The following is an 18,266-nucleotide window of genomic DNA, read 5'->3' on the forward strand; positions in this document are numbered from 1 at the left end:
GGGCGCGATGCGCACATCGCCGTCCCCGCACGGCATGCCCACTCCGTCGATCAGCAGCTCCCGACCGAACGCCCAGGTCACCGGGGCATCACCGGGAAGATGGAAGGTCAGCCGCACGGCATAGGGATCACAGGTCTCGTACCGCAGTTCCACCGGAATGCGGAAGGAGAGCTCCTCGGACACGAGAAAGCTCATCATGACCTCTGCCTGTACGGACTCGCGCATCGCTACCCCGTCATTTGCCGTCGACTGGCCGGGAACCCATCCCGTGACACTGGTGCATCTTGCTGAACGTACACAACAGATCACAAGGAGTGAGTTTTCAGATGCTGATACAGAGCGCCAGAGAGCCCAGACACCGTCCCACCTCGCGCTGCAGTTGTCGCGCGGCGGGCAGCAGCCGGTCGGCCTGGTGTACGGGGAGGGAAAGGGCCATGGTGGCCGCCGTGGCACCCACCGTGATGGGGACCGCCGCGCACACCGTCCCCAGCGCGTACTCCTGCCGCTCGGTCACCGGTTCCATCCGCGGCGTCCGCTCCAGGCGCCGCAGCAGACCGTGCTCGTCACGGACCGTGTACGGGGTGAGGGACAGCACGGGGTAGCGGCCGAGGTGGTCGCGGCGGGCGCCGTCGTCCAGCTGGGACAGCAGGCACTGGCCGACCGCGTGCGCGTGCCCGGTCTCGCGGAAGTCGGCCCACTCCTCGACCGCCGGACAGGCCCCGGAGGCCGAGACGCACATGACCTCGATCTCGCCGTCGCGGTACATCGCGTAGTACACCGGCGCACCGATCGCATCCCGCCACCGCGCCATCATCTCGACGACCGCGCTGCGACGTTTCTGCGCCGCTCCGCTGCTGCCCAGCCGCTCGGCCGCCTCGCCCAGGAAGAACAGGCCCCGATCGCGGTACAGATAGCCCTCGTGGACGAGGGTGCGCAACAGGTGGTAGGCGGTGGGGAGCGCCAGACCCGTCTCGCGGGCGAGCTGTTTGGCAGGCGCCCCCTGCTCGTGCCGTGCGACGGATTCCAGCAGGCGCATCGCGCGCTGCACGGACCCGATGAGGGTCTGGGGCTGCTGCTCCGGAACCGCGGCGCGGGGCTGTCCCACAGGGGGCGATGAACGTGGCTGCGCCGGGAGTGCCGTGGAACGGGACGGCCCCCGGGGCGCGGGGGGCACGTGCCGTTCTGCGGGTGCGGTGTCAACCGTGGCCAAGGGTCACTCCCGTAACGCGAGGGGGCAGCCGTGCCGGGAGCACGGGTGGGGTGCAAGCCGCCCGCGGGGACCTGCCCCGCGTCGATTTCCGGACCTTATCCGCCTGTCGCCGCTCACAGACGGACTGTCCGGGAAACTTCCCTCCCGCGAGGGAACCGGCGATTCCCGTTACCGGTCACCGGTGCCCCACGGCTCTCACCAGTCGCTGCGCGAGGACGAGCTCGACATGAACTTCCGGACGATGTAGATCAGTCCGCCGACCAGGGCCACGAAGACCAGCAGCTTGAACAGCAGGCTGATCACGAAGTGGACCACGGTCGCTATCAGACCGCCGAAGACGACCAGGGCGATGACCGGCACCGCGATCCACTTAACCCACCACGGCAGACCCGCGAAGATCTCTCGCATTGCCCTCGTCCTCATCTCTCCACCGGCCCTGTGCGGGCCCTTCGATGTCCTGCACTCGATGCTAGGACGGCCAGGGGGTCCGGCGGGCCCCCCGCACCCCTTGTCCTCCCCTGACCGTTCCCCTAGGGAACCCCGGGACGGCGTCTCAGGCTTCCGGGGGAGAGAACACCACCAGGACCCGCAGATCCTCGCTGATGTGGTGGAACTTGTGGGCGACTCCGGCCGGCACGTAGACCACGCTGCCGCGCGCCACCTGGGTCGTCTCCAGCCCCACCGTGATCGAGGCACGGCCGCTCACGACGAAGTACACCTCGTCCTGGTTGTGCGGCTTCTGCGGGTCGTGGTCGCCCGCGTCGAGGGCGTACAGGCCGACCGACATGTTCCGCTCCCGCAGGAACTGAAGGTAGGCGCCCTCGTTGGCGGCTCGCTCCGCCTCCAGTTCGTCCAGCCGGAATGCCTTCATCGCCCTCGCCCGTGCTCGTCATCGATCTCGTCTGTCACGATCAGACACATGAAGAATTTCGTAGTCAAGACGATCGTCAACGCGGGCGCCCTGGCGGTCGCCGTCTGGCTGCTCGACAAGATCACCCTGACCGGCGACAGCACGGCCCGGAAGGCCGGCACGCTGATCGCCGTCGCCCTGGTCTTCGGCCTGGTGAACTTCCTGGTCAAGCCAGTGGTGAAGGTGCTGACCTTCCCGCTGTTCCTCCTGACGCTCGGTCTGATCACCCTGGTGGTCAACGCGCTGATGCTGCTGCTCACGTCGTGGGTGTGCGGCAAGCTCGAGGTGAGCTTCCACGTCGAGGGCTTCTGGACGGCCGTCCTCGGCGGTCTGGTCGTCTCGGTCGTCTCCTGGGCGCTGAACCTGGTCCTGCCGGACGAGGACTGAGTGACCGGTGACGGGCCGTACGAAGGAGGGCAGAGCGGCATGAACGATTCCGCGGCGAAGGACACGGACGGTGCTCGGAAGGAGCCCTGTTTCCCCGCCGACGCCGGTGACGGCACGCGCGCGGTGCGGGCCGGGCTGCCCGAGCCGGTCAAACACGAGCCGACTCTTCCGGGGCCGGTGTTCGCCGCCCACTTCCATCTGCCGGGCGAGCCGACGGGCCCCTACACCTACGGCCGCGACGAGAACCCGACCTGGACCCTGCTGGAGCGCGCCATCGGCGAGCTGGAGGCACCCGGGCGGAGCGGCGTGGAGACGCTGGTGTTCGCCTCCGGCATGGCCGCCATCTCCTCGGTGCTCTTCTCCCAGCTGCGTGCGGGGGACGCGGTGGTCCTGCCCGGCGACGGCTACCAGGCACTGCCGCTGGCGAGCGAGCAGCTGCAGGCGTACGGCATCGAGGTGCGTACCGCGCCGACCGGCGGGGACGCCCAGCTCGACGTGCTGGACGGGGCGCGGCTGCTGTGGATCGAGTCCCCCTCGAACCCGGGGCTCGACGTCTGCGACATCCGGCGGCTGGTTCAGGCGGCACACGCGCGCGGGGCCCTGGTCGCGGTCGACAACACCCTGGCGACCCCGCTCGGGCAGCGGCCGCTGGCGCTCGGCGCGGACTTCTCGGTGGCCAGCGGCACCAAGCAGCTCACCGGGCACGGCGACATCCTGCTGGGATACGTCGCCGGCCGCGGTGGCGAAGCCATGGCGGCCGTACGCCGCTGGCGCAAGATCGTGGGTGCGATCCCGGGCCCGATGGAGGCCTGGCTCGCACACCGTTCCCTCGCCACCCTGCAGCTGCGCGTCGACCGGCAGAACGCCTCCGCCCTGGAACTCGCCAAGGCGCTGCGCGGGCGCCCCGAGGTGACCGGACTGCGTTATCCGGGGCTGCCGGACGATCCCTCGCACAGGACCGCCTCACAGCAGATGCGGCGCTACGGATGCGTGGTGTCCTTCACGCTGCCCACGCGCGCACGGGCCGAGCGTTTCCTCGACGCACTCAGGCTCGTGGACGACGCGACGAGCTTCGGCGGGGTGCGTTCCACGGCCGAGCGGCGCGGGCGCTGGGGCGGGGACGCGGTGCCGGAGGGCTTCATCCGGATGTCCGTCGGGGCCGAGGACCCTGGGGATCTGGTGGCCGATGTGCTACGGGCGCTGGACGAATCGGCCCACTGACCCTCCAGGGACACCGGTCGGGCGCCGCTACGTCACCGGCCACGCACGACGGGCGGTCCGAGCCTCCCCCCTCGTGGCTCGGACCGCCCTCCGGTTCCCGCGCGTAGAACCGCGCGAACAAGGCTAGTTGACTCAGTGTCAGTGTCCAATCACGGTAGCGACAGAGACCTATCGACATATTTATAGTTGGGCGGGGCCGGGGGGCTGTGCGAAGGGCACCGAGAGGGGTGGGTGCGCCATGGATCTGGCGTTGCTGCGCACGTTCGTGACTGTGCACCGGGCGGGCTCCTTCACCCGGGCCGCGGCGCTGCTCGGTCTCTCCCAGCCGGCCGTCACTTCCCAGATCCGCACGCTGGAACGGCAGGTGGGCCGCCCCCTGTTCCTGCGCCGGGCCCGTGGTGTGACGCCCACGACCATCGGCGACGAACTCGCCCACAAGGCCGCGCCGCACCTCGACGCCCTGCTGGAGATCACCGAATCCGGCCTCGACGACGAGTCCTCCTTACGCACCCTGCACCTGGCCGGTCCGCCGGAATTCACCGCGGAGCGGGCACTGCCCGCGCTGGCCGGGCTGACCGACGACAACGGGCAGGGGTTCGCCTTGCGCATCTCGTTCGGGACCGCCGAGGAAACCCTGGACGGCCTGTCCGCCGGACATCATGATCTGGCCATCAGCACAGCCCGGCCGCGCGGCGGACCGCTCATGGCGGCTCCGCTGTGCGACGAGGAACACGTCCTGGTCGCCGCCCCGCGCTGGGCCGAGCGGACCGGTTCCGCTAGGCCGCGCCACAAGATCGCAACCCCTCTGGAGACCATTCCCCTGGTCGAGGTCCACGAGTCACTTCCCTTCGCCTCCCGCTACTGGGCCTCGGTCTTCGACTCCCGGCCGGCGGCGTCCGGCACGGTGATCGTCCCCGACCTGCGTGCGGTCCTCGCCTGCGTGGTGGCGGGCGCCGGGCTCGCGGTACTGCCCCGGTATCTGTGCGCGGCGCCCCTGGAGCGGAGGGAGGTCGTGGCCCTCCACGAACCGGCGGTGCCGCCGCTGCGCACCTATTTCCTCGTCGTCCGGACCGGCACGCTGGCGATGCCGCACATCGCACGGGCCCACGAGTGGCTGCTGCGTGCGGCCGCCGACTGGACCTGAGTCCCAGCGGAACACCCTGCCCCGAGGGTTGCGGCATCGCGCGATGTTTCACGTGGAACCAGCCGGGCCACATTTCTCCCATGACCGTCCGACCCGTGGTCAAGCGCACCGCCCGTGCCATTCTCCTCGACGGTGACGACCTGATCCTGATCAAGCGCAAGAAGCCCGGTGTCGATCCCTACTGGGTCACTCCCGGTGGCGGAGTCGAGCCCAGGGACACGACCGTCGTCGACGCTCTGCATCGTGAGGTCCACGAGGAGCTCGGCGCCAAGATCACCGACGTGGTGCCCTGTTTTGTGGACACCGTGGAGCACATCGGCGAGGGCGGCGGTGCGACCGGTGTGAAAGTGCAGCACTTCTTCGTCTGCCGACTGGAATCCATGGACACCTCCCAGCGGCACGGCCCCGAAGTGGACGAGCCCGCCGGCGAGTACGAGATCGTGCGGGTGCCGTTCACCCGGGTCGGTATCGCCTCCGTCCACCTGGTTCCGCTGTCCCTGCGGCACTACCTGGACGGGAACATCGAGGGCGTACGCGCCATGCACGCGCCCGACCTGGGCTGAGAAACCGGACGTTTCACGTGAAACACCGGCGCACCTGTCCATGGGCCGTACAGATGACCGCCACGTGGCCAAAACCACGTCCGTCCGGCCCGAAACGGCTGGACGCCGAGGGTGCCCGTCGGACAGCCTGACCTGCGTGTCGACTCCTTCCCCTGCCCTTTCCCCCATCCGCCGTCTGACGCTTCGCGATCTCACAGCCTGCGCCGATCTGTCCGAGAACCGGGGATGGCAGCGTGAGGAGCACAAGTGGGGCTTCCTCCTGACAGCCGGAACGGGCTACGGCATCGACGATCCGGACGGAGGACTCGTCGCCGCGTGCGTCCTCACCACGTACGGACCGCAGGGCCGCCCGGATCTGGGCGCCATCGGCATGGTCCTGGTCGCCGAACGACATGCCCGCCAGGGCATCGGGCGCCGACTCATGCGCCATGTCGTCTCGACGACGGGCACCACGCCCCTGACACTCCACGCGACGCCGTACGGCCGTCCGCTGTACGAGGAGCTGGGCTTCAAGGTCACCGGGTGGGCGGAGATGGTACTCGGACGCTTCACGCCGGCGCCGGAAGAGCAGCTCCCTCGTATCGCCACGCGAGCGGCCACCGCCGGGGATCTCACCGGCATCCTCCGGCTCGACGAGGAGGTCTTCGGCGCCGATCGCACACCCTTCATCACCCGGCTTCCCTCGTTCGCCGACCAACTGCGGGTCGCCGAGGACCACGGCCGGATCATCGGCTACGCCGCGGCCTGGCCCAACATGGACACCCACGTCGTGGGTCCCCTGATCGCCCGGGACACCGAGACGGCCAAGGCCCTGCTCGCCTCCCTCGCCGCCCACACCAACCGCCCGCTGCGCACGGACATCGACGTACGCCACGAGGAACTGCTGGCCTGGCTGAAGGAACGCGGACTGGTGTCCGTGATCCGCAACGCCGTCATGACCTACGGCATCGCGGAACTCCCCGGGGACTGGAGCCGGCGCTTCGCCCCACTCACCGTGGCGGCGGCCTGAGGAAGCCATCACGGGCGAACGTCGTGCACAGGCACGCCCCGGCACAGGCCGTGACCGCACCGTAGAGTGCGGGACATGACAGATTTCGAGATACGGCCGGCCGTCGCCGGGGACGTGCCCGCCATCGTCGGCATGCTCGCCGACGACCCGCTGGGCGCACAGCGCGAGTCCCCGGACGACCTCGCGCCCTATCTGGCCGCGCTGGAGCGGCTGAGCTCCGACCCCCATCAGCACCTGATGGTCGCGGTGCGCGAGGGCCGCGTCGTCGGCACGCTCCAGCTCTCGGTCATTCCTGGCTTGTCCCGGCGCGGCTCCACCCGGTCGATCATCGAAGGGGTCCGCGTCCACTCCGACGAGCGCGGCAGCGGCCTGGGCACCCAGCTCATCGAGTGGGCCATCGACGCGTCACGACGCCAGGGCTGCCAGTTGGTACAGCTGACATCGGACCGAACCCGCACCGACGCCCACCGCTTCTACGAACGGCTGGGCTTCGAAGCCTCGCACCTGGGCTTCAAACTGCGGCTGTGACCCCGGCCCCCAGGTGCGGTCCGGCGGACCATGCCGGACAGGTCCTAACCGATGCCCCGCCACCCCTCCGGGTCCACGCCACCGGGCACGGAAGCCTCCGTGTCGTACGGCTGACGCGTGAACACGAACGACCCGAGGTCCAGGTGGTCCACCGACCCGTCCGGCCGCCGTACCGCCCGCAGCACCTCGCCGGCGTAGTAGCCCTCCAGCCCCGTCCAGGTGCCGTCACCGTTCGCCCGGAACCGTGAACGCCGGCCGATGCCGGACAGCGGCTCCAGCGAGAGCAGTCCGTCGGCGGTCAGCCGCAGACCGAAGCCGTACGTTCCCCAGTACCACTGCCCCGCCAACTCCAGTACCGACGGGTCGATCTGCCGCAACGGCCGCCAGGGCTCGGGAATCCGCGGCTCCGCGTCGGCGACGATACGCACGAGGTCGGCACCCACCGTGACGGGCAGCGGGCCGGACGTGCAGTTGGCCAGCACGACCGCGGCCACGTCTTCCTCCACGTCGATGATGAGCGAGGCCAGGAAGCCCGGGAGCGACCCGCTGTGCCCCACGAGGAGCCGGTCGCCGCACCGCCGCAGTTCGAGCCCCAGGCCGTACGCGTACCCGGAGGCCACGTCCGCCGCTTGGGAGGGAGCCGCCGGAGTCCGCATCTCCCTAAGCGAATCGGCACTCAGAACCCGGTCGTCCCCCTTGGCGAGGAAGGCCGCGAAACGCGCCAAATCCCCTGTGGTGGACCACAGTTGTCCGGCCGGCGCCATCCGGCCGAGATCCTCGGCGGGCTCCGGCAGCATCACATCGGCCCAGGGATGCACCGCCCAGCCGTCCGCGTACGGCGCCTCGGGGTGAGCGCCCGTGCGGCTCAGTGCCAGGGGTTCGAGCACTTCACGCCGAAGGACCTCCTCCCAGTCCGCGCCGCGCACCTCCTCGACGAGCGCGCCCAGCAGGGTGTAGCCGGGATTGGAGTAGTGGAACCGCCGGCCGACCGGGTGCCGCAGCGGCTCCTCGCCCAGTACGTCGGCGAGTTCGGGGCGCAGAGTTCCGGGCGATCTCTCCCACCACGGCGCGGGCGACTCGGCGGCCAGCCCGCCCGTGTGCGCCAGCAGGTCGGCGATCGTGACCTCCCCCACACCGGTGCCCGGCAGATGCTTCTCCAGCGGGTCCGTCAGGTTCAGGACGCCCTCGTCGCGCAGCCGCAGGACGAGCACGGCGGTGAAGGTCTTGGTGATCGAGCCGATCCGGTACTGCGTGTCCTCGTCCGGTCCGTGGCCCTCCACCGATGTCCGCGCGCCCTGCCAGACGGTCCGTCCCCCACGCACGACCGCGGCGACGAGCGACGGCGCCCGTCCCTCGGTCTGTGCCACGGCGATCCGGTGCGACAGCGCCCGGCGCGTACCGGGAAGCAATTCATTCTGGGAAGTCGTCATGCCCTCACTCCATCCGGTACGCCCGCGCACGTCGAGCGCTTTTCCAGTTGGGCACGGCGACAGCCGCGGCGGGCCACGGGACGTCGCTCAGGTCTGCGCCATGTCCACGAACCGCGAGTAGTGGCCCTGGAAGGCGACCGTGATCGTCGCCGTCGGGCCGTTGCGGTGCTTGGCGACGATCAGGTCGGCCTCACCGGCGCGCGGCGACTCCTTCTCGTAGGCGTCCTCGCGGTGCAGCAGGATGACCATGTCGGCGTCCTGCTCGATGGAGCCCGACTCGCGCAGATCGGAGACCATCGGCTTCTTGTCCGTGCGCTGCTCGGGGCCACGGTTGAGCTGGGAGAGCGCGATGACCGGGACCTCCAGCTCCTTGGCCAGCAGCTTGAGGTTACGGGACATGTCCGAGACCTCCTGCTGCCGGCTCTCGGCGCGCTTGGAGCCGCCGGACTGCATCAGCTGCAGGTAGTCGATGACGACCAGCTTGAGGTCGTTGCGCTGCTTCAGGCGCCGGCACTTGGCGCGGATCTCCATCATCGACAGGTTCGGGGAGTCGTCGATGTAGAGCGGAGCGGCCGAGACGTCCGGCATCCGTCGGGCCAGCCGCGTCCAGTCCTCGTCGGTCATCGTGCCCGAGCGCATGTGGTGCAGGGCGACGCGCGCCTCGGCGGACAGCAGACGCATCGCGATCTCATTGCGCCCCATCTCCAGCGAGAAGATGACGCTGGGCAGGTTGTGCTTGATCGACGCCGCCCGCGCGAAGTCCAGCGCGAGCGTCGACTTGCCCATCGCGGGGCGCGCTGCGATGACGATCATCTGGCCCGGGTGCAGGCCGTTCGTCAGCGAGTCGAAGTCGGTGAATCCGGTGGGCACACCGGTCATCTCGCCACTGCGCGAGCCGATCGCCTCGATCTCGTCGAGCGCGCCTTCCATGATGTCGCCCAGCGGCAGGTAGTCCTCGCTGGTGCGCTGCTCGGTGACCGCGTAGACCTCGGCCTGGGCACGGTTGACGATTTCGTCGACGTCGTCGTCGGCCGCGTATCCCATCTGCGTGATGCGCGTACCGGCCTCGACGAGGCGGCGCAGGATCGCGCGCTCGTGGACGATCTCCGCGTAGTACGCGGCGTTCGCCGCCGTCGGCACGGTCTGCACGAGCGAGTGGAGGTAGGAGGCACCGCCCACCCTGTTGATCTCGCCGCGTCTGGTGAGCTCGGCGGCGATGGTGATGGGGTCGGCGGGCTCACCCTTGGCGTAGACGTCGAGGATCGCCTGGTAGATCGTCTCGTGCGCCGGTTTGTAGAAGTCGTGGCCCTTGAGGATCTCCACGACATCGGCGATGGCGTCCTTGGACAGGAGCATTCCGCCGAGGACCGACTGCTCGGCCTCCAGGTCCTGCGGGGGCAGTCGCTCGAAGGAGGAGCCCCCGTCGTCCCACGCGCCGCGGTCCTTGCCCCGGTCGTGCTGCTCGTCGCGACCAGGACCCGAGTCGAAGCGGCGGGAGGCGGGCAGACGATCATTGGACCCTCTGTCGGCCCACGGGTCGTCCAAGGGCTCGGAAATGCTCACCGGGCGACCTCCTCCCGTCCGCCGAGCGGACCTCGCCATGCCCCTCTTCTCCAAGGGGCGGCACTGACAAATCGAGAGGCCCGTCTCCGCTTCAGGCGCGTCAGGTTTGTGACGGTTTGGAAGGCCGGTGAACAGAGGGGGCGCCGGACCACGGTAGGGCCCCGGAAGGCGTCAGCCAATCTGGTTATCCACAGGCCATGTGGACAAGCACCCGGATGCTGTGGAGAACTCCGCCAAACCTGTGCACGACTCGGTGGACAGCGCTGTGAACAAGCCCTCGACGCCTTCCTCCTGACGCTCCTGACCTGCGGTTTTCCCATCCACCGGCTGTGCAGGAGAAAAACTTTCCCAGTCGGACCAAGATCGCTCGAGGCAGCACGCGCAAGCGAGTGCCGCGAGAAACGAAGTAAGGAGTAACAACCCTTTGCGTCTCTTACCTGTGGACGGTTAGATTGGCGCTCATGACACAGGCCCCCGCACGCCGCACGGCCACCCGGCGCCGGCACGACCGAGAGATCGTCGCGCTGGCCGTTCCGGCCTTCGGCGCACTCGTCGCCGAGCCGCTCTTCGTGATGGCAGACAGCGCGATCGTCGGCCATCTCGGCACAGCACAGCTCGCCGGGCTCGGCGTCGCCTCGGCCCTCCTGATGACTGCCGTCAGCGTCTTCGTCTTCCTCGCCTACGCCACCACGGCGGCCGTCGCCCGCCGCGTCGGCGCGGGCGATCTCCAGGCAGCCATCCGCCAGGGCATGGACGGCATCTGGCTGGCGCTGCTGCTCGGCGTTGCCGTGATCGCGGTCGTGCTGCCCACCGCCCCCGCTCTGGTGGACCTCTTCGGCGCCTCGCAGACCGCGGCTCCGTACGCGACCACCTACTTGCGTGTCTCCTCGCTGGGCATTCCGGCCATGCTCGTCGTTCTGGCCGCCACCGGCGTCCTGCGCGGGCTGCAGGACACCCGGACGCCGCTGTATGTCGCCGTCGCGGGTTTCGTCGCCAACGCGGTCCTGAACGCCGGTCTCGTCTACGGTGCCGGACTCGGCATCGCGGGCTCGGCCTGGGGCACTGTCATCGCGCAGTGCGGCATGGCGGCCGTCTACCTTGCCGTGGTCGTCCGCGGAGCACGCAGGCACAACGCCTCTCTCCGCCCCGACGCGGCCGGCATCAGGGCGTCCGCGCAGGCCGGAGTCCCCCTGCTCGTCCGTACGCTTTCCCTGCGTGCGATCCTGATGATCGCCACGGCGGTGGCGGCCCGCCTCGGTGACGCGGACATCGCCGCTCACCAGATCGTCCTGTCCTTGTGGAGTCTGCTCGCGTTCGCCCTCGACGCCATCGCGATCGCCGGGCAGGCCATCATCGGCCGCTGTCTGGGCGCCGAGGACGCCGAAGGCGCCAGGGAAGCCTGCCGGCGCATGGTGCAGTGGGGCATGGCCGTCGGGTTCTGCCTCGGGCTCCTCGTGATTCTGAGCCGCCCGCTCTTTCTGTCCCTCTTCACCAGCGACGTCGTCGTCAAGGACACCGCGCTGCCCGCACTGCTCGTGGTGGCACTCTCCCAGCCGGTCTGCGGCATCGTCTTCGTCCTGGACGGTGTGCTGATGGGCGCTGGAGACGGGCCGTATCTCGCCGGTGCCATGCTGGTCACCTTGGCGGTCTTCGCGCCGGTGGCGTTGCTCGTTCCCACCCTCGGGGGCGGACTCACCACGCTCTGGGCGGCCATGGCGCTGATGATGACCGTGCGCATGCTGACCCTGTGGCTGCGCTCCCGCTCGGGCCGCTGGGTCGTCACGGGAGCGACGCGCTGACCGTTTCACGTGAAACGCCGCTTCCCGCACCGCAGCACGCCGGCCACGCAGAGGGGCCGCACCCGTGACGGGTGCGGCCCCTCTGCCGACTGTTCAAGCCGAGTGCAGCGGTCAGGCCGCGACGACCTCGATGTTGACCTTGGCGGCAACCTCGGGGTGCAGACGCACGGACGTCTCGTGGGCGCCCAGGGTCTTGATCGGCGCACCCAGCTCGATGCGGCGCTTGTCGACCTCGGGACCGCCGGCAGCCTTGATCGCCGAGGCGATGTCGGCCGGGGTGACGGAACCGAAGAGACGGCCGGCGTCACCGGAGCGGACCGACAGGCGGACCTTCACACCCTCGAGCTGGGCCTTGATCTGGTTGGCCTGCTCGATGGTCTGGATCTCGTGGATCTTGCGAGCGCGACGGATCTGCTCGACGTCCTTCTCGCCGCCCTTGGTCCAGCGGATCGCGAGCTTCCGCGGGATCAGGTAGTTGCGGGCGTAACCGTCCTTGACGTCGACGACGTCGCCCGCGGCACCGAGGCCGGAGACCTCGTGGGTGAGGATGATCTTCATGAGTGGCTCATCCTTCCCTTAGCGCGCGGTGGAGGTGTAGGGCAGCAGCGCCATCTCACGGCTGTTCTTCACGGCCGTGGCGACGTCACGCTGGTGCTGCGTGCAGTTGCCGGTCACGCGGCGGGCACGGATCTTGCCGCGGTCGGAAATGAACTTCCGCAGCATGTTCGTGTCCTTGTAGTCCACGTACGTGACCTTGTCCTTGCAGAAGGCGCAGACCTTTTTCTTAGGCTTGCGCACAGGCGGCTTCGCCATGGTGTTTCTCCTGTGTGATCAAGAAGTGTGGGTACGACCCACCCTCGGTCCGAGGACCTAGAAGGGGGGCTCGTCCGAGTAGCCGCCGCCACCGCCGCCACCGCCGCCGGAGCCGCCGCCCCAGCCGCCGCCCTGGTTGCCACCGGCGGGAGCACCGGTCGCCCACGGGTCGTCGGCGGGAGCGCCGCCCTGCTGGCCGCCACCGGGGCCGCCGCCCCAGCCGCCGCCACCCTGGCCGCCACCGCCGCCGTAGCCGCCCTGGCCGCCGCGACCGGTGGTCTTGGTGACCTTGGCCGTGGCGTTGCGCAGGCTGGCGCCGACCTCGTCGACGTCCAGCTCGTAGACCGTGCGCTTGACGCCCTCACGGTCCTCGTAGGACCGCTGCTTCAGCCGGCCCTGCACGATGACGCGCATGCCTCGCTGGAGCGACTCGGCGACGTTCTCCGCCGCCTGGCGCCAGACCGAGCAGGTGAGGAAGAGGCTCTCGCCGTCCTTCCACTCGTTCGTCTGGCGGTCGAAGGTGCGGGGCGTGGACGCTACGCGGAACTTCGCGACCGCCGCACCGGAAGGGGTGAAGCGCAGCTCGGGGTCGTCGACAAGATTGCCGACGACCGTGATGACGGTCTCGCCTGCCATGGGGAACCTCTCGGCGGGTGTGCTGCTGGCTGCTGGTGCTGCTACTCGAATCCCGAGGTCGGCTGAGCGGAAGGGCTCAGTGGGTCTCGGGGCGGAGGACCTTGGTCCGGAGGACCGACTCGTTCAGGTTCATCTGGCGGTCGAGCTCCTTGACGACCGCAGGCTCGGCCTGCAGGTCGATGACCGAGTAGATGCCCTCGGGCTTCTTCTTGATCTCGTACGCGAGACGACGACGGCCCCAGGTGTCGACCTTCTCGACCTTTCCGCCACCGTCACGGACGACGGAAAGGAAGTTCTCGATCAGCGGAGAGACAGAGCGCTCCTCGAGATCGGGGTCGAGGATGACCATCACCTCGTAGTGACGCATGTGGAACCCACCTCCTCTGGACTCAGCGGCCACGGTCGTTCCGTGGCAGGAGGGTTGTGATGCGTACGCAACAGTGCCTGCATTACATCAGCCGCCACTGACAATCGGGGTCGGCCGACGCACTCTCCGGGTTCGCCGCGGCTCCGCCGGGGCAGACACTGTGCAGACCGTACAGATTACCCGCACACCCGCTTCCGGTTGAAATCGGGTGGCAGGACCCGTCAACCTGGACGTCACGGGTGTGCACGGCGCCAGGACGCGCCGTCTTTCGCAGGAGGTGCCCCATGGCACAGACGATGCGACCGAACCCCGCCGCGGGCGGCGGCCTCTTCGCCACGGACGGCAAGCCCCACCCGCTCCAGGACACCCTGCTCGTGGTGACCCTGGTGCTGGGCGTGCTGGCCTTCATCACCGGGCTCCTCTTCCACAGCCTGCACCTGCTGAGCTCCTGGGCCGGCCTGGTGGGCATTCTCACCGGCGCGTACGGCCAGTGGATCTCGGTGACGACGCGCCAGCGTTTCGGACTGGTCCTCGGCCTCGGCGCCTCCGCGGTCGGCTTCTACCTCGGCCTGGCGCACGGCGGTCTCTTCGGCGGCCTCTTCAGCTGACCCCGGACGCCCCGGCCGCTCCTGGCGGCCGGCGCCCCCGGACTCCGCGGACGCCGCCCGCACGACCGCGCACGGCGCCCCGGCGGGCGGCGGGCCGGGGCGAAGGTCGCGTACGGCCAGTCTGCGCGCTCCCCGGGCGCAGTAGGCTTCGGCGCGAGAGCCGGAGCCCCTGACCCCATGGGGACACACCAGCCCGAGGAGCGCCCCGAATGAGCCTGACCCTGAGGACCATCAGTCGAGAGCAGCATCTGGCCTACATCCAGAGCCTGCCCGCGGCGAGTCACATGCAGGTCCCGGCCTGGTCGGACGTCAAGGCGGAGTGGCGCTCGGAGAACTTGGGCTGGTTCGACGACCGCACCGGTGAGATGGTCGGTGCGGGTCTCGTCCTGTACCGCCAGCTGCCCAAGATCAAGCGGTATCTCGCCTATCTGCCCGAGGGCCCGGTCATCAACTGGTTCGCGCCGAACCTCGACGACTGGATCCAGCCGATGCTGGCGCATCTGAAGCAGCAGGGCGCCTTCTCGGTGAAGATGGGCCCGCCGGTGGTCATCCGCCGCTGGAACGCCGACACCATCAAGAAGGGCATCCAGGACTCGGACGTCAAGCGTCTGCGCGACCTGGAGGCCGACTTCATCGAGCCCCGCGCCTTCGAGGTCGCCGACAAGCTGCGCCGTATGGGCTGGCAGCAGGGCGAGGACGGCGGCGCCGGCTTCGGTGACGTCCAGCCCCGCTACATCTTCCAGGTGCCGCTGGCCAACCGGTCCCTGGAAGAGGTGCACAAGAACTTCAACCAGCTGTGGCGCCGCAACATCAAGAAGGCCGAGAAGGCCGGTGTCGAGGTCGTCCAGGGCGGCTACCAGGACCTCGAGGAATGGCAGCGGCTGTACGAGATCACCGCGGTGCGCGACCACTTCCGGCCCCGCCCGCTGTCGTACTTCCAGCGCATGTGGACGGCCCTCAACACCGAGGACCCCAACCGCATGCGGCTGTACTTCGCCCGGCACAACGGGGTGAACCTGGCCGCGGCGACCATGCTGATCGTCGGCGGGCACGTCTGGTACTCCTACGGCGCCTCCGACAACATCGGCCGGGAGGTCCGGCCCTCGAACGCGATGCAGTGGCGGATGCTGCGCGACGCCTACGCGCTCGGCGCCACGGTCTACGACCTGCGCGGCATCTCCGACTCGCTGGACGAGACCGACCACCTCTTCGGCCTGATCCAGTTCAAGGTCGGCACCGGCGGGCAGGCCGCCGAGTACCTCGGCGAGTGGGACTTCCCGCTGAACAAACTGCTCCACAAGGCGCTCGACATCTACATGTCGCGGCGCTGACCCGACGCCCTTCGCGTCCACCCCGTCGCCACCTTCCATACTTCTGATACACCGCAGCCACGAGAAAGGTTCCAGGTCCGGCCATGGCGCTCACGCTCTACGTCGACACCGCGCGCTGGCGGGCGCACCACAAGCACGTGCAGGAGCAGTTCCCGGGACTCGTCCCGGTCTGCAAGGGCAACGGCTACGGCTTCGGACACGAGCGGCTGGCGGAGGAGGTCACCCGGCTGGGCGCGGACGTCCTCGCCGTCGGCACGACGTACGAGGCCGCGCGCATCAAGGACTTCTTCAGCGGCGACCTGCTGGTGCTCACGCCGTACCGCCGCGGCGAGGAACCGGTGCCACTGCCCGACCGGGTGATCCGCTCGGTGTCGTCGGTCGACGGGGTGTACGGCCTTGTCGGGGCCCGTGTCGTCATCGAGGTGATGTCCTCGATGAAGCGGCACGGAGTCAGCGAGCAGGATCTGCCGCAGCTGCACGCCGCCATCGAGAACGTCCGGCTGGAGGGCTTCGCCATCCACCTGCCGCTGGACCGCACCGACGGCTCGGACGCGGTGGAGGAGGTCATCGGCTGGATGGACCGGCTGCGCGCGGCCCGGCTGCCGTTGCACACGATGTTCGTCAGCCATCTCAAGGCGGACGAACTCGCCCGGCTGCAGCAGCAGTTCCCGCAGACCCGTTTCCGCGCCCGGATCGGCACACGGCTGTGGCTGGGAGACCACGAGGCCACCGAGTACCGCGGCGCGGTCCTGGACGTCACACGGGTCGCCAAGGGCGACCGCTTCGGCTACCGCCAGCAGAAGGCGGCCTCGGACGGCTTCCTGGTGGTCGTGGCGGGCGGTACGTCGCACGGAGTGGGCCTGGAGGCCCCCAAGGCGCTGCACGGCGTCATGCCGCGGGCCAAGGGCGTCGCCCGCGCCGGCCTGGCCACGGTGAACCGGAACCTCTCCCCGTTCGTCTGGAGCGGCAAGCAGCGCTGGTTCGCGGAGCCGCCGCACATGCAGGTGTCGATCCTGTTCATTCCCGCGGACGCCCAGGAGCCCAAGGTCGGCGACGAACTGGTGGCGCATCTGCGGCACACCACCACGCAGTTCGACCGGCTCGTGGACCGCTGAGTCCCCTTCTCACGTGAAAGGCCGTACACGGTCCTGCCGTGTACGGCCTTTCACGTGGCCTCCCTGAGCGGGCCGTGTCCGCTCAGGGCGAACCGTCCCGGGGTGCGGCCGTGCTCCGGCCACCCCACTCCACCTGCGGTGCGCCGACGTGAGCCACGTGGCGCGGCGAAGGAGTGCGGGCGCCGAGGACGAAGACGTCCTCGGCGCCGTCGAGAACGCCGCCCGAGGGGTCGTCGCCGCCGGCGCGGCGCACCACGTCCCTCTCCGGCACGAGGATGTCGCGCACGACGACCGCGCACAGGTACAGCGTGCCCAGCAGATGCACGGCGATCGCCCAGTGGTAGCCGTCGGTCGGCAGACCCTTGTGGGCGTCTCCGCTGGTCGTGTACGCGAGGTACATCCAGATCCCGAGGAAGTACGCCACCTCGCAGGCCTGCCAGATCAGGAAGTCCCGCCACTTGGGCCGCGCCAGCACGGCCAGCGGGACCAGCCACAGGACGTACTGCGGCGAGTAGACCTTGTTGGTGACGATGAAGGCCGCCACGATCAGAAAGGCGAGCTGGGCGAAGCGCGGACGGCGCGGGGCGAACAGCGCCAGCACCGCGATGCCGAGAGCGCACAGCACCACCAGCAGCGTGGCCGTGGTGTTGACGAAGTCGGTGCTGGGCGGGTCGCTGGAGTTCTGGGCCCAGATCAGCCAGAAGGAGCCGAAGTCGACGCCCCGGTCATGGCTGAACTTGTAGAACTGCCACCAGCCGTCCGTGGCGAAGGCCATCACCGGCAGGTTCACCGCCAGCCAGGCGACGACCGCGCCCGCCAGGGCCCTGCCGAAGTCGCGCCACTTCCCCGCACGCCAGCACAGCAGGAACAGCGGGCCGAGCAGGAAGACGGGGTAGAGCTTGGCGGCCGTGGCGAGCCCCAGCAGGACGCCGAAGGCGAGCGGGCGCCCCCGGGACCACATCAGCATCGCGGCGGCCGTCAGGGCGACCGCCAGCAGGTCCCAGTTGATGGTGGCGGTCAGCGCGAAGGCCGGTGCCAGGGCGACCAGCAGACCGTCCCACGGCCGCCGGGCGTGTGTACGGGCCACGCAGACGGCGATGACGGCCGCGCACACCATCAGCATCCCGGCGTTGACCATCCAGTACCACTGCTCCTGGTGCTGGATGCTGCCGCTGTGCGGGGTCAGCCAGGAGGCCACCTCCATGAACAGCCCGGTCAGCACCGGGTACTCCAGGTACGGCATGTCGCCGGGGAGCTTGTCGAAGTAGGGCACGAGGCCGTCGGCGAAGCCACGCCCCTGGTAGAGGTGCGGAATGTCCGAGTAGCAGGCCTTCGTGTACTGCGAGCTCGCTCCGAAGAACCAGGCGCCCTGGTAGCAGGGCGCCTTCTGGACCAGGCCGAGGGCGAACACGCCGATCGCGACGAGCGCGACGACCCGTACCGGGGTCCACCAGGACGTCCCGAGCAGGGCGTGCCGCCCGACCGGGCCGCCGATCAGCTCACTGCCGGCCGCGGCGACCCCGTCCTCCTCGGTGGGCCGCACCGGGTCGGGCTCGTGCGCGCTCGCTTGCGTGGATTCAGCACTGGGCATGGGCACATCCTGCCGTACGTGTCCGGGAACAGGCGGAGGGC

Annotated in this window: 20 protein-coding genes and 1 pseudogene; 10 read left to right on the forward strand and 11 right to left on the reverse strand. The window is 69.5% G+C overall.

All coding sequences use genetic code 11. From position 1 onward, the window contains the following. The 4 genes and pseudogenes from RH94_RS44665 to RH94_RS26295 all read right to left on the reverse strand — a co-directional run. Window positions 1-225, reverse strand: a pseudogene (locus tag RH94_RS44665) (SsgA family sporulation/cell division regulator); the annotation flags it as partial. 97 nt (window positions 226-322) lie between these two features. After that, window positions 323-1,036, reverse strand: coding sequence for an IclR family transcriptional regulator (locus RH94_RS26285; RefSeq protein WP_073950776.1), 714 nt, complete (start codon window positions 1,034-1,036; stop codon window positions 323-325). 369 nt (window positions 1,037-1,405) lie between these two features. Then, window positions 1,406-1,618: a DUF5326 family protein gene (locus RH94_RS26290; RefSeq protein WP_073950559.1), complete on the reverse strand. Its 213-nt coding sequence runs from the start codon at window positions 1,616-1,618 to the stop codon at window positions 1,406-1,408. A 145-nt stretch (window positions 1,619-1,763) separates the two neighbouring features. Then, a complete protein-coding gene (locus tag RH94_RS26295) occupies window positions 1,764-2,081 on the reverse strand; it encodes a cupin domain-containing protein (protein WP_073950561.1) in 318 nt (105 codons plus the stop codon). A 48-nt stretch (window positions 2,082-2,129) separates the two neighbouring features. Between RH94_RS26295 and RH94_RS26300 the strand changes: the two genes are divergently transcribed. The 6 genes from RH94_RS26300 (at window position 2,130) to RH94_RS26325 (ending at window position 6,972) form a co-directional block, all read left to right on the forward strand. Further along, a complete protein-coding gene (locus tag RH94_RS26300; RefSeq protein ID WP_073950563.1) occupies window positions 2,130-2,507 on the forward strand; it encodes a phage holin family protein in 378 nt (125 codons plus the stop codon). Between the two features lie 39 nt (window positions 2,508-2,546). Then, window positions 2,547-3,728 (forward strand): cystathionine gamma-lyase, encoded by a 1,182-nt coding sequence (locus RH94_RS26305; RefSeq protein WP_073950565.1) that lies wholly within the window; start codon window positions 2,547-2,549, stop codon window positions 3,726-3,728. Window positions 3,729-3,966: 238 nt separating this feature from the next. Beyond that, complete coding sequence (locus RH94_RS26310; protein ID WP_073950567.1) at window positions 3,967-4,872, forward strand: LysR family transcriptional regulator; 906 nt, start codon at window positions 3,967-3,969, stop codon at window positions 4,870-4,872. A gap of 80 nt (window positions 4,873-4,952) precedes the next feature. Continuing rightward, window positions 4,953-5,435: an NUDIX domain-containing protein gene (locus RH94_RS26315; protein ID WP_073950569.1), complete on the forward strand. Its 483-nt coding sequence runs from the start codon at window positions 4,953-4,955 to the stop codon at window positions 5,433-5,435. A 136-nt stretch (window positions 5,436-5,571) separates the two neighbouring features. After that, window positions 5,572-6,444 (forward strand): GNAT family N-acetyltransferase, encoded by an 873-nt coding sequence (locus tag RH94_RS26320; protein WP_073950571.1) that lies wholly within the window; start codon window positions 5,572-5,574, stop codon window positions 6,442-6,444. Window positions 6,445-6,519: 75 nt separating this feature from the next. After that, a complete protein-coding gene (locus tag RH94_RS26325; protein WP_073950573.1) occupies window positions 6,520-6,972 on the forward strand; it encodes a GNAT family N-acetyltransferase in 453 nt (150 codons plus the stop codon). 44 nt (window positions 6,973-7,016) lie between these two features. Here RH94_RS26325 and RH94_RS26330 read toward each other — a convergent pair whose 3' ends face one another. Beyond that, entirely contained in the window at window positions 7,017-8,402 is a 1,386-nt protein-coding gene (locus tag RH94_RS26330) for a serine hydrolase domain-containing protein (protein ID WP_073950575.1), read from the reverse strand. Between the two features lie 87 nt (window positions 8,403-8,489). Then, window positions 8,490-9,965 carry a replicative DNA helicase gene (gene dnaB, locus RH94_RS26335; protein WP_073950577.1) on the reverse strand — a complete coding sequence of 492 codons (1,476 nt, stop codon included), beginning with the start codon at window positions 9,963-9,965 and terminating at the stop codon, window positions 8,490-8,492. Between the two features lie 461 nt (window positions 9,966-10,426). On the opposite strand from dnaB, the gene RH94_RS26340 reads away from it, so the two are divergent. After that, on the forward strand, window positions 10,427-11,764 hold the full coding sequence (locus RH94_RS26340; protein ID WP_073950579.1) for an MATE family efflux transporter: 1,338 nt from the start codon (window positions 10,427-10,429) through the stop codon (window positions 11,762-11,764). Window positions 11,765-11,875: 111 nt separating this feature from the next. Here the strand turns inward: RH94_RS26340 and rplI are convergent, their stop codons facing one another. From rplI to rpsF, 4 genes are all read right to left on the reverse strand, one after another. Then, entirely contained in the window at window positions 11,876-12,322 is a 447-nt protein-coding gene (gene rplI, locus RH94_RS26345; protein ID WP_073950581.1) for a 50S ribosomal protein L9, read from the reverse strand. Window positions 12,323-12,340: 18 nt separating this feature from the next. After that, the gene (gene rpsR / locus RH94_RS26350; protein ID WP_003949403.1) at window positions 12,341-12,577 is read right to left on the reverse strand and encodes a 30S ribosomal protein S18; all 237 of its coding nucleotides are present in this window, start codon (window positions 12,575-12,577) and stop codon (window positions 12,341-12,343) included. A 57-nt stretch (window positions 12,578-12,634) separates the two neighbouring features. After that, window positions 12,635-13,213: a single-stranded DNA-binding protein gene (locus tag RH94_RS26355; RefSeq protein WP_073950582.1), complete on the reverse strand. Its 579-nt coding sequence runs from the start codon at window positions 13,211-13,213 to the stop codon at window positions 12,635-12,637. Window positions 13,214-13,289: 76 nt separating this feature from the next. Next, the gene (gene rpsF, locus RH94_RS26360) at window positions 13,290-13,580 is read right to left on the reverse strand and encodes a 30S ribosomal protein S6 (RefSeq protein WP_009189556.1); all 291 of its coding nucleotides are present in this window, start codon (window positions 13,578-13,580) and stop codon (window positions 13,290-13,292) included. A 284-nt stretch (window positions 13,581-13,864) separates the two neighbouring features. Here rpsF and RH94_RS26365 point away from each other — a divergent pair, with 284 nt between their 5' ends. From RH94_RS26365 to RH94_RS26375, 3 genes are all read left to right on the forward strand, one after another. Further along, entirely contained in the window at window positions 13,865-14,188 is a 324-nt protein-coding gene (locus tag RH94_RS26365) for a hypothetical protein (RefSeq protein ID WP_073950584.1), read from the forward strand. Window positions 14,189-14,397: 209 nt separating this feature from the next. Further along, window positions 14,398-15,519, forward strand: a complete 1,122-nt coding sequence (gene femX, locus RH94_RS26370) for a peptidoglycan bridge formation glycyltransferase FemX (RefSeq protein ID WP_073950586.1) — start codon at window positions 14,398-14,400, stop codon at window positions 15,517-15,519. Window positions 15,520-15,602: 83 nt separating this feature from the next. After that, a complete protein-coding gene (locus RH94_RS26375; RefSeq protein WP_073950588.1) occupies window positions 15,603-16,634 on the forward strand; it encodes an alanine racemase in 1,032 nt (343 codons plus the stop codon). Between the two features lie 82 nt (window positions 16,635-16,716). Here the strand turns inward: RH94_RS26375 and RH94_RS26380 are convergent, their stop codons facing one another. Further along, window positions 16,717-18,225, reverse strand: a complete 1,509-nt coding sequence (locus tag RH94_RS26380) for a glycosyltransferase family 87 protein (RefSeq protein ID WP_073950590.1) — start codon at window positions 18,223-18,225, stop codon at window positions 16,717-16,719. Window positions 18,226-18,266: the final 41 nt, after the last annotated feature.

It is taken from the genome of Streptomyces kebangsaanensis, assembly GCF_001906585.1.
Lineage (GTDB): Bacteria > Actinomycetota > Actinomycetes > Streptomycetales > Streptomycetaceae > Streptomyces > Streptomyces kebangsaanensis.

What these genes read in the sequence shown, in the direction of transcription:
- RH94_RS26285 (WP_073950776.1), bottom strand. Translation starts at nt 1,036, where the DNA reads ATGCGCCTGCTGGAATCCGTCGCACGGCACGAGCAGGGGGCGCCTGCC.
- RH94_RS26290 (WP_073950559.1), bottom strand. Translation starts at nt 1,618, where the DNA reads ATGCGAGAGATCTTCGCGGGTCTGCCGTGGTGGGTTAAGTGGATCGCG.
- RH94_RS26295 (WP_073950561.1), bottom strand. Translation starts at nt 2,081, where the DNA reads ATGAAGGCATTCCGGCTGGACGAACTGGAGGCGGAGCGAGCCGCCAAC.
- RH94_RS26300 (WP_073950563.1), top strand. Translation starts at nt 2,130, where the DNA reads ATGAAGAATTTCGTAGTCAAGACGATCGTCAACGCGGGCGCCCTGGCG.
- RH94_RS26305 (WP_073950565.1), top strand. Translation starts at nt 2,547, where the DNA reads ATGAACGATTCCGCGGCGAAGGACACGGACGGTGCTCGGAAGGAGCCC.
- RH94_RS26310 (WP_073950567.1), top strand. Translation starts at nt 3,967, where the DNA reads ATGGATCTGGCGTTGCTGCGCACGTTCGTGACTGTGCACCGGGCGGGC.
- RH94_RS26315 (WP_073950569.1), top strand. Translation starts at nt 4,953, where the DNA reads ATGACCGTCCGACCCGTGGTCAAGCGCACCGCCCGTGCCATTCTCCTC.
- RH94_RS26325 (WP_073950573.1), top strand. Translation starts at nt 6,520, where the DNA reads ATGACAGATTTCGAGATACGGCCGGCCGTCGCCGGGGACGTGCCCGCC.
- RH94_RS26330 (WP_073950575.1), bottom strand. Translation starts at nt 8,402, where the DNA reads ATGACGACTTCCCAGAATGAATTGCTTCCCGGTACGCGCCGGGCGCTG.
- RH94_RS26340 (WP_073950579.1), top strand. Translation starts at nt 10,427, where the DNA reads ATGACACAGGCCCCCGCACGCCGCACGGCCACCCGGCGCCGGCACGAC.
- rplI (WP_073950581.1), bottom strand. Translation starts at nt 12,322, where the DNA reads ATGAAGATCATCCTCACCCACGAGGTCTCCGGCCTCGGTGCCGCGGGC.
- rpsR (WP_003949403.1), bottom strand. Translation starts at nt 12,577, where the DNA reads ATGGCGAAGCCGCCTGTGCGCAAGCCTAAGAAAAAGGTCTGCGCCTTC.
- RH94_RS26355 (WP_073950582.1), bottom strand. Translation starts at nt 13,213, where the DNA reads ATGGCAGGCGAGACCGTCATCACGGTCGTCGGCAATCTTGTCGACGAC.
- rpsF (WP_009189556.1), bottom strand. Translation starts at nt 13,580, where the DNA reads ATGCGTCACTACGAGGTGATGGTCATCCTCGACCCCGATCTCGAGGAG.
- RH94_RS26365 (WP_073950584.1), top strand. Translation starts at nt 13,865, where the DNA reads ATGGCACAGACGATGCGACCGAACCCCGCCGCGGGCGGCGGCCTCTTC.
- femX (WP_073950586.1), top strand. Translation starts at nt 14,398, where the DNA reads ATGAGCCTGACCCTGAGGACCATCAGTCGAGAGCAGCATCTGGCCTAC.
- RH94_RS26375 (WP_073950588.1), top strand. Translation starts at nt 15,603, where the DNA reads ATGGCGCTCACGCTCTACGTCGACACCGCGCGCTGGCGGGCGCACCAC.
- RH94_RS26380 (WP_073950590.1), bottom strand. Translation starts at nt 18,225, where the DNA reads ATGCCCAGTGCTGAATCCACGCAAGCGAGCGCGCACGAGCCCGACCCG.